Origin of the sequence: Streptomyces sp. NBC_00289, assembly GCF_041435115.1 — a bacterium.
In the GTDB taxonomy this organism is placed as follows: domain Bacteria; phylum Actinomycetota; class Actinomycetes; order Streptomycetales; family Streptomycetaceae; genus Streptomyces.
Genome location: NZ_CP108046.1, coordinates 9122562 through 9131970, shown reverse-complemented (window position 1 = coordinate 9131970; position 9409 = coordinate 9122562). Strand labels below are relative to the sequence as shown.

The following is a 9409-nucleotide window of genomic DNA, read 5'->3' as shown; positions in this document are numbered from 1 at the left end:
GGCGTCGTGGACCGAACGGGTGGCCGCGGTACGGCCGTTGTGCCGCCGGCGCGGCAGCTGGGCGTCGGCGGCGGGCGTGGTCAGCGCGCGGCGGTGGCGCCGACCGCGGCGAGGGTGCCGTTCAGGTAGGCCGCGCGGGCGGCGTGGCGCTGGATCTTGCCGCTGGACGTCTTGGGGATCGTGCCGGGGTGCACCAGGACGACGTCGTGCACCGCGAGGCCGTGGGCGCCGCCGACCGCGCTGCGGATCAGATCGGTGATCCTCTCGGACTCGTCGGCGGCCTCGGGGATCGTCTCGGCGACGACGACGGGCTGTTCGCCCGCGACTCCGCCGTCCACGGAGAACGCGGCGGTGCAGCCGGGCCGCAGCGCCGGGTGGCACATCTCCGCCGACAGTTCGAGGTCCTGCGGGTAGTGGTTGCGGCCGTCGACGACGAGGAGGTCCTTGAGCCGGCCGGTGACGAACAGCTCACCGTCGCGCAGGAATCCGAGGTCGCCGGTGCGCAGGAAGCGGCCCTCCCGGCCGGCGAGACGGGCGCGGAAGGTCTCGCGGGTGGCGAGGGCGTTGCGCCAGTAGCCCTTGGCGACGCTCGCGCCGGAGACCCAGATCTCGCCGACCTCGCCCTCGGGACGTTCCTCCTGCCGTTCGGGGTCGGCGATGACCACGGTCGTGCCGGGGGCGGGCCGGCCGGAGGAGACGGCGGCGGCGTCCGCCGCGCCGGCGTGCGGGCCGGTCCGGGCGGCCTCGATCAGGGTGGGCGGGGCGTCGACCGAGCCGCCGGTGACGATCAGGGTGGCCTCGGCCAGGCCGTAGCAGGGGTAGAAGGCCTCGCGGCGGAAGCCGGCCGGGGCGAAGGTTTCGGCGAAGCGGCGCAGGGTGGCGGCGCGTACCGGTTCGGCGCCGTTGTAGGCGACCTTCCAGGAGCCGAGGTCGAGACCGTCGAGGAGTTCGGGGGTGGCGTGCTTCAGGCACAGCTCGTAGGCGAAGTTGGGGCCGCCGGTGGTGTGCGGCCGGTATCGGCTGATGGCGGTCAGCCAGCGCTCGGGCCGCTGCAGGAAGTGCAGCGGGGAGAAGAGGGTGGCGGTGACGCCGAGGTGGACGGTGTTCAGGACGGGGCCGATCAGACCCATGTCGTGGTACACCGGCAGCCAGCTGACGAACATCTCGCGGTCGTACGCGGCGATGGCGTCGGGCGTGTGTCCCATCCGCTCGGTGATGGCCCGCTCGTTGTCCATCAGGTTCCCGTGGGTCACCACCACGCCCCGCGGGGCGGAGGTGGAACCCGAGGTGTACTGGAGAAAGGCCACCGAGTCGGCGGTCAGGTCGGGTTCGCGCCAGGAGTCGGCCGCCTCGTCGGGGATGTCCTCGGTGACGACGCAGGTGAGGTCGGCGAGTTCGGGCAGGTGTTCCGCCATGGCGCCGAGCACGGCGATCACCTCGCGCCCGCCCAGGATCACCTTGACGTCCGCGTCCGCGATCAGTCGCTTCATCCGGGTCAGCGCACGGTGGTTCTGGGACCGGCCCTGCGGGGGCACTCCCGGCACGGCGACGACGGCGGCCGAAAGGCAGCCGAGATAGCCGGAGATGAACTCAAGGCCGGGCGGGTACAGCAGCATGGCGCGGGAGCCGGCCAGCCCGCGTTCCTGCAGCCAGCCGGCGATGGCCCGGGCCCGGCGGGCCAGACGCCCGTAGGAGATGTCCTGGATCTCTCCGTCGCAGTCGCCGGTGACGAGATAGCGGTACGCGGTCCGGTCGGGCTGGTGCGAGGCGTGCGTGGTCAGCAGATCGACCAGGGAACGAGCCATAAGACGAGTGTCACCTGTCTGAATCGGTGGGCGAGGAACTGGCGTTCGAGGGCCGCGCCTGTATCCGCGCGGCAGCCGTGGCCGCTCCGGCCCCCTTGCCAGAGCGTCCTTCTCGACCACTCGTCCGAGGAACTGCGGTGAGCGCAGACTCCTCGTGTCCCCCGTTTCAGCTTGCTACCGGTGAGTAGCACCCTAGCAAGTCCCGTCGGCCCCACCGACCGGCCTCGTGTAAACCCTGGGTGTCGTAAGGGATTTGGACGTTCCGGACCACCCTACGACAGCGGCCCGGCCGCCGGGGATCCACCTCGGTGACCGGGCCGCTGGGAGGAGCCGGCGTCAGCCGCCGTCCAGCCGCGCCCGCAGGAGCTTCTTGCCCAGTTCCGCACCCTTGCGGCTGTCCGCCTGGGCCTTGCGGAACAGGTCGACGACCTCCGCGTCCTTCTCGCGCTCGGCGTCCTGGATGTACGTCTCCAGGCGCAGCGCGTTGCTCAGGCACGCCTCCACGTACCAGATCAGGTTGTAGTCCTTGTCCGGCGTGCCGGTCACGCCACCGGTGTCCGCACTGCTGGTCATTCGGGCCTCCTTCGTGTCGCGGGCCGAGTACCCGCACGCCCGACGGGCACACGGGCTCAGCCCACGTCCCACAGGAAGCGGTGGGTGTGGATGCCGAAGTACGGGAAGGACTGGATCTGCCGTACCCCGTCGACCGGGCGTACGACATCGTTGACGAAGTCCAGCAGTTGCCGGGGGCCCGGGGCGACCACCTCGGCGAACAGGTCGAAGCCGCCCGAGGTCAGGACCGAGTAGACCACCTCCGGACGCCCCGCCAGTTCGTCGGCTACCTCGCGCGGATCGCCGTCCACGACGATCCCGAGCAGCGCCATGGCCTGCCCGCCCATGGCCATCGGGTCGGTGACCCCGACCACCGACACCGCCCCGGAGTCCAGCAGCCGCTGGAGTCGCTGCCGGGCCGCGGAGGCCGACAGGCCGACCTTGGGTCCGAGGTCCGCGTAGGCGATACGGCCGTCGGTCTGCAGTTCGCGCAGGATGGCCCGGTCGATCTCGTCCATGCTCCGGGGGTTTCCTTTCCGGCCGGCGTGGCCGGCCTCACCGGGTGGTTCAGCCCGCAAGAGCCGTGAGGGCCGCGGCGAAGATCTCCGTGTGGGTGTCCACGTCCTGCTCGGTCGTGTCCGGGCACATCAGCGCCATGTTGTGGAAGGGCGTCAGCAGAATGCCCCGGTTGGCCAGATAGAGGTGGAGGAAGTCCTCGAGTTCCGGGTCCGCCGCCGCCGCGGACTCGGTGCCGGTGCGGGGCGCCGGGTCGGCGAAGCGGTACTCGGTGCGGGCGCCGAGCCTGCTGACGGACCAGGGCAGTGCGTGGGCGTCGATGCCCTCGCGCACTCCCGCCTCGAACCGTTCGGACAGCTTCGCCATGCGGGCGAACGCCTCGTCGGTCAGGACGTGCTCGAGCGTGGCCCGCATCGCGGCGACCGACAGGGCGTTGCCGGCCAGGGTGCCGCCGACGCCGCCCATGTCCACCAGGTCGAGGTCGGCCCGGCCGAGCAGCCGGTCGGCGAGTTCGGCGGACAGCCCGTAGGCGCCGGCCGGGATACCGCCGCCGATCGCCTTGCCGATGGTCAGCAGGTCGGGTTCCAGTCCCCAGGCGGCGGTGCACCCGCCCGGCCCGGCGGAGAAGGTATGGGTCTCGTCGTTGATCAGCAGGGTGCCGTACTGCCTGGTCAGAGCGCGGACTCCGGCGAGGTGGCCGGGTTCCGGCAGCACGATGCCGATGTTGGTCAGCGCGGGTTCCATGAGGACGGCGGCCACGTCGCCGTGGGCCAGTTCGCGCTCCAGCTGTGCCAGGTCGTTGAACTCCGCGACCCGGCTGGTCAGGGTGACGTCACAGGGGGCTCCGACATTGCCGGGCCGGGCCACACCGCGGCCGTCCGGGCCGACCACGATGAGCGACTCGTCGACACTGCCGTGGTAGCTGTAGCTGTTCACCAGGATCTTCGGGCGGCCGGTGACGGCCCGGGCCAGCCTGATCGCCCACCGGTTGGCGTCCGTCGCCGTCAGTGAGAAGCTCCAGCGGGCCAGCCCGAACCGGCGGGTCAGCTCGGCGCCGACCCACTCGGCCTCCTCCGTCGGCAGCATCGCGGTGGCACCGCCCTGCACGGCGAACCGGTGCTGGACCGCCTCGGCCACCGCCGCCGGGGAGTGACCGGCCATGGCGCCGGTGTCGCCCAGGCAGAAGTCGATGTACTCGTGGCCGTCGATGTCCGTGACGCGGGCACCGTGGGCGCTGTCGAGGTAGCGGGGGAAGGGGCCCGCGGTCTTGTTCATCCACGTCATCGGGACCCGCCCGAAGAGGTGTGCGGCACGCGCGTGAGCGTCTCTCGAACGCGGGCACCGGCGCTCGGCCTCCGCCCTCTCACGGACGAGCAGGTCATGTAGTCGTGGACGATCCATGGCAGACCCCGAAGGCTGGGAGGCGACTGAACCACCGCAGCGTACGACCGAAAACGACGACTCTTCAAGAGAAAGCGACCGAATCAATCGCAACAACGATCGATTCAGCCGTCCGTGATTCGCCAGGCCACGCCACCCCTTCCGCCACATAGAAATATCCACCAGCATGCATATGCCGGGATCGCGTGCGGCGGCCGACGACCGCCCCGGCCGGATCTTTCGTGCATCCCTGCGGCCGAGCGAACATCACCTGGAGGGGGACATGACCAACGCACTGTGGACGCACGGCATCGAGTGGCTGGCCGCGGCGGCCCCGAACCCCCGTACCTGCAAACGCGCGTGGGACGAGGGCGAAGGCATCGCCCTTCTCGAGGCGGGGCGGTTCTGGGACCTGCTCAGCGTGCCCGACCACCTGGGCCTGCTCACGCTGGACCTCCTGTGGAGACCCTCGCTTCCGGTACCCGGGCCGACGCTGGTGGACACGGCGGCCCACCGGGTCGGCTTCTTCCTGCCGCCCGACCCGGGCAGCCGCTGGGTCGGGGAGGGCCTGCGGAACGCCGGCCGGGGCTCCTGGGTCGCCGTACCCCCGCCGTACCGGGCCGCCCGCTCCCTCGAATGGCTCATTCCGCCCGACGGGACCGGAGCGCTGCACGCCCCGGTCACCCTGGAGCTGGCCCTACGTCAGGCGAACGGCACACTCGCCGTGCTGGCCCCCCTGTCCGGCGACTGACCTGCCCCCCCCAGGCCGGCCCGGCACTGTGCCGCCACGCGACAAGGGGTGCCGGTCCGCCGCCCCGGCTTCCCTCTTCACCCTTCGTCCCGGGTGCGTCCCCGCAGAAGGGCGCCCGCCAACCCGGCAGGCATCTCACGGCAGGCGAGCGCGCGTAAGGGACGGAGCAAGCGGGCGTCGCCGTACGGGACGGAGGCAATCAGGCGTCGCCGTACGGCACTTCGGAACCGGCCGCCTTCTCCGAGCGGTTGCCCTGTCCGTGGCTCCGCGACCCAGGACCGAAAGCCCGGCAGGGGCCGTCCCTCAGCGCTTCAAGCCACCAGGAGACCGGTGCGGCCCCTCGGCCGGCCGGCACCGCGGGCGGGGACCCGACCGGTCCCCCGTTCCGGTCGTGCCCCCGCGGCCCGTCGAACCTACGTCCCGCACGAGCCGTTGTGAACCGCAACAATGCCCGCTGCGCCGCCCGGAGGGCTCACCCGTGCACAGGTGCGTCCTAATGGCCCGGTTTCGCCCGGTCCAGGGCGGGCGGCCGCAGGTCTCCCGTCGCCACATGGGCGACGACGACCTCATAGAGGTCGCTGCCGGCGGAGAGGAGCTGGCGTTCCAGCACGGGTTCCGCGCTGCGGACGTGCTCGCGCACGGTCTGGGCGTGGACGCCCAGCGTCTGTGCGGCCCGTTCGGCGTTGCCCCCGGCGGCGATCCAGGTGCGCAGGGTGCGGCGCAGGTCCCGGGCGTCCGTGTCCAGCCGCCCCAGCAGGTCGCACGCCCACGTGCGCAGACCGGGCCCGGCGAGCAGGTCGCCGACCTGCGGCTGTCCGGCCTGCCGGGTGCCGCCGTCGACTGCCTCCTCACCCAGGCCGACCTGGGTGTTCAGCGCCAGATGGACGACCGCGCGGACCGTGAGGTCGGAGAAGTCGGTGCGCAACAGGCCCTCGACGCGTTCCATGCGCGCGCGGACGGTGTTGCGGCTCACGCCCAGGACCTTCGCCGCGCTCACGGCGGTGAACTCCAGGCCCAGCCGGGTGGTGGCCAGCAGTTCGGCGCGGGTGTGGTGGGGCAGGACGTCGAGCGAGCGCAGCACCTGGGTGGTCCAGACCCGCAGTGCCTCCGGGTCCATCAGCCGTTCCGGGTGGGTGCGTTCGGCGTACACCGCCGTCTTGTCCGGCCGGAACCGGGCGACGGCGAGGGCACTCACGGCCTGCCCGTAGGCGGTGGCGGTCCGGGCCAGGCTCTGCCGGACGCTGCCGCCGAGGAACGTGCCGGGGCGCCGGCCGATCAGTGAGCGGAGCTCCTCCCCCGCGGCTTCGCCGGGGGTCACGACGATCACGTGCCGGTCCATGGCCGGGCAGCGCACGACCAGGGCCCGTTCCGCCGTGATGTCGCGGCACTCGGCGGCGAGCGCGTCGCGTTCCCCGGGGCCGCTCTCCACGACGTAGACGCACGCCGTGTCCGTGTCGAGCAGCCCCGGCCACAGGCCCGCGGCGACACGGCGCGCCGAGACGGTGTCCTCCACCATCAGCAGCTGGAGGATCGCCAGCCGCAGATCGGCCGCCGCCAGCTCCAGCCGCCGTGCGGCCTCGGTGGCCTCCCGTGCCCGCAGCAGGAGTTCGACGACCTGGGCGGTGTGCGTGACGATCTCGGAGGCCCGCCGGTCGAACGGGGCCTCGCGCGAGACCGCCAGCACCCAGGCCGACGAGGTGTGCGGATGCGCGACCCTGACCAGGCGCAGGTGCTGTCCCTGGTCGTCCCAGGCGGCGGAGGCGATCCGGCCGGTGACGAGGTCCGCGACCAGGTCCTGCCGCAAGGCCGTACGCGGGCCGGCGAGGAGGGCGCCGGTGTGGTCCTGGAGGGAGGCCGTGCCGTGCACCGTGTCGGCGAGCCAGGCGACGAGCCTGCGGAGGTCACGACCGGTCGGCCGCAGATGCTCGAGCAGTCCCTGGGCCCACGGCGTGTCCACGTGCCCGCCCTCTCTCGCGCTCTCCGCCGTGCGCTCTGTCGCACCGTCCCTCGTGCGGTCTGTCGTGCGGTCTGTCGTCGGGGGGATTCCGTCCTCTCGGCCAGCCATGTCGGCCTTCTCCTCGCGGGTTGCCTCGTCCACCGTCCGCGGACGTTACCCCACGCGTGCCCTTCGCTCGGCGCCGCGAACGCAGGCGTGGACATGGCCGTCCCGCGGGAAGGCCGGCGGAGCGGCGGGCAGCAGCGAGCCGAACGTGTACCCGCACTTCTCCGCGACCCGGCAGGACGCCGTGTTGTCCGCCTGGTGGACGAGTTCGAGACGCGTGAGCCCGTCGCCGGCGAAGACGGTGAACGCCCACTCCGTCAGGGTGTCCAGGGCTCGCGGCGCGACGCCCCGGCCACGGGCGTGTGCGGCCGTCCAATAGCCGACCTCGGCCACCGAGGTGTCCGGGAGGCGGCGCTTGAGGACCGTGTGACCGACGAGTGGCCCGTCGGCCGCCTCGCCCAGCCGCTCGACGACCGCGAAGGCGTAGCGGGTCCCCGTCTCCCAGCCGTGCCGCTGCTCCCGCAGCCAGCGTGCGGCGCTCTCCCGGTCGTCCGCGACGGACGTCACCCAGCGGCGCAGCAGCTCGTCCCGACTCGCGGACGCCAGGTCGTCGGCGTCCTCGGGGCGCCAGGGGCGCAGGACGAGCGCGGGAGCGGACGGGGTGGCGGGTGTCTCCAGCCGTACGGTGTCGTGATCCATGCGCGGAGCGTACGGCGTCGGTGTGCGGGCCGCCGTGACACCGCCTGCGCGGGCGGAGCACCCGTACGGCATAAGCTCGGTGAATGGCGAAGTACTTCGACGTGCACCCCGACAACCCGCAACCGCGCACCATCGCCCAGGTCGCCGACATGATCCGCGCCGACGCGCTGATCGCGTATCCGACGGACTCCTGCTACGCGCTGGGCAGCCGACTGGGCAGCCGCGACGGTATCGACCGGATCCGTACGATCCGCAAGCTGGACGACCGGCACCACTTCACGCTCGTGTGCCAGGACTTCGCGCAGCTGGGCCAGTTCGTGCGGATCGACAACGACGTGTTCCGCGCGATCAAGGCGTCCACCCCGGGCAGCTACACCTTCATCCTGCCCGCGACGAGGGAGGTGCCGCGCGTGCTCCAGCATCCGAAGAAGAAGACGGTCGGCGTGCGCATCCCCGACCACGTCGTCACCCAGGCCCTGCTGGCCGAGCTCGGGGAGCCGCTCCTGTCGAGCACCCTCCTCCTGCCGGACGAGGACGAGCCGCTGACGCAGGGCTGGGAGATCAAGGACCGGCTGGACCACGTCCTGGACGCGGTGGTCGACTCCGGTGACTGCGGCACCGAGCCGACGACGGTCATCGACTTCTCCGGCGGCGAGGCCGAGATCATCCGGTACGGCGCGGGGGACGCCACGCGCTTCGAGTAGCTCTCGGCACACCGGACGCAGCACCTGCGCTTCCCTCGCGACCCCGCACCGGGGGCCCCGAACGGCCAGGTGGATGGTGCGTGCAACGATGGTCGCCGCCCGGCCTCGCCGGGCGGATCGCCCACTCGTCGTCGTGCACCGCGCAGAGAGGCACCCCCATGACCTCCGTACAGGGAACAGCCGTGGACATCCCCACCGAGGACGGCGTCGCCGACGCCTATCTCGCGCATCCCGGTGACGGGACGCCCCGGCCGGGCGTGCTGCTCTACCAGGACGCCTTCGGGCTGCGCCCGCACCTGCGGGCGATGGCCGACCGGCTCGCCGCGGCCGGCTACACGGTGCTGGTTCCCAACCTGTTCTACCGTCACGGACGGGCCCCCGTCATGGAGTTGCCGGAGTTCATCGACCCGGCCGCGCGCCCGGAGATCTTCGAGACGCTGTACCCGTTCGTGCTGGCCCTCACCCCCGAACTGATCGTCCGGGACGCCGACGCGTACCTGCGGTGGATGGCGGGGAGCGCACTGGTCTCGGACGGCCCGGTCGCGGTGACCGGGTACTGCATGGGCGCCCGGCTCACCCTGCCGACCGCCGCCGCACATCCGGACCGGGTCGCGGCGGTGGCCGGTTTCCACGGCAGCCGTCTCGTGACCGACGCGCCGGACAGCCCCCACCTGGCGGCCGGGCACATCACGGCCGAGGTGTACTTCGGCCACGCCGACAACGACCCAGGCCTGCCGCCCGAGCAGATCGAGCGCTTCGAGGAGGCCCTCAGCGCCGCGGGAGTCCGTCATACCTGCGAGGTCTACTCCGGATCCGAGCACGGTTACACGCAGGCCGACACCGCCGCGTACGACGAGAAGGGCGCGGAGCGGCACTGGGTGGCGTTGCTGGATCTGCTGAAGCGGACCTTCTGAGCACAGGGACGACCCTCTACGCAGGGACGCCGGTGGCCCGTCGTGGCTCACCGGCGACCCCTTTTTTGTTCACCTTGTTGACATGA

9 protein-coding genes are annotated in these 9409 nt (G+C 72.2%); 3 read left to right on the top strand and 6 right to left on the bottom strand.

Features of this window, described 5'->3' with window-relative positions:
* Nucleotides 1–80: 80 nt before the first annotated feature.
* From OG985_RS41355 to OG985_RS41340, 4 genes are all read right to left on the bottom strand, one after another.
* Nucleotides 81–1805 (bottom strand): fatty acyl-AMP ligase, encoded by a 1725-nt coding sequence (locus OG985_RS41355; protein WP_371673532.1) that lies wholly within the window; start codon nucleotides 1803–1805, stop codon nucleotides 81–83.
* Nucleotides 1806–2141: 336 nt separating this feature from the next.
* A complete protein-coding gene (locus OG985_RS41350) occupies nucleotides 2142–2378 on the bottom strand; it encodes a hypothetical protein (protein ID WP_371673531.1) in 237 nt (78 codons plus the stop codon).
* 56 nt (nucleotides 2379–2434) lie between these two features.
* On the bottom strand, nucleotides 2435–2875 hold the full coding sequence (locus OG985_RS41345) for an Lrp/AsnC family transcriptional regulator (protein WP_371673530.1): 441 nt from the start codon (nucleotides 2873–2875) through the stop codon (nucleotides 2435–2437).
* 49 nt (nucleotides 2876–2924) lie between these two features.
* The gene (locus OG985_RS41340; RefSeq protein WP_371673529.1) at nucleotides 2925–4274 is read right to left on the bottom strand and encodes a transaminase; all 1350 of its coding nucleotides are present in this window, start codon (nucleotides 4272–4274) and stop codon (nucleotides 2925–2927) included.
* 262 nt (nucleotides 4275–4536) lie between these two features.
* Here OG985_RS41340 and OG985_RS41335 point away from each other — a divergent pair, with 262 nt between their 5' ends.
* Nucleotides 4537–5004, top strand: a complete 468-nt coding sequence (locus OG985_RS41335; RefSeq protein ID WP_371673528.1) for a hypothetical protein — start codon at nucleotides 4537–4539, stop codon at nucleotides 5002–5004.
* Nucleotides 5005–5497: 493 nt separating this feature from the next.
* Here OG985_RS41335 and OG985_RS41330 read toward each other — a convergent pair whose 3' ends face one another.
* Nucleotides 5498–7069 carry a helix-turn-helix domain-containing protein gene (locus OG985_RS41330; protein ID WP_371673527.1) on the bottom strand — a complete coding sequence of 524 codons (1572 nt, stop codon included), beginning with the start codon at nucleotides 7067–7069 and terminating at the stop codon, nucleotides 5498–5500.
* A gap of 45 nt (nucleotides 7070–7114) precedes the next feature.
* Nucleotides 7115–7705 carry a GNAT family N-acetyltransferase gene (locus OG985_RS41325; RefSeq protein WP_371673526.1) on the bottom strand — a complete coding sequence of 197 codons (591 nt, stop codon included), beginning with the start codon at nucleotides 7703–7705 and terminating at the stop codon, nucleotides 7115–7117.
* Nucleotides 7706–7788: 83 nt separating this feature from the next.
* Here OG985_RS41325 and OG985_RS41320 point away from each other — a divergent pair, with 83 nt between their 5' ends.
* Both OG985_RS41320 and OG985_RS41315 read left to right on the top strand, forming a co-directional pair.
* Nucleotides 7789–8409 carry an L-threonylcarbamoyladenylate synthase gene (locus tag OG985_RS41320; protein WP_371673525.1) on the top strand — a complete coding sequence of 207 codons (621 nt, stop codon included), beginning with the start codon at nucleotides 7789–7791 and terminating at the stop codon, nucleotides 8407–8409.
* A 158-nt stretch (nucleotides 8410–8567) separates the two neighbouring features.
* Nucleotides 8568–9323, top strand: a complete 756-nt coding sequence (locus tag OG985_RS41315; protein WP_371673524.1) for a dienelactone hydrolase family protein — start codon at nucleotides 8568–8570, stop codon at nucleotides 9321–9323.
* The last annotated feature ends 86 nt before the right edge of the window (nucleotides 9324–9409 follow it).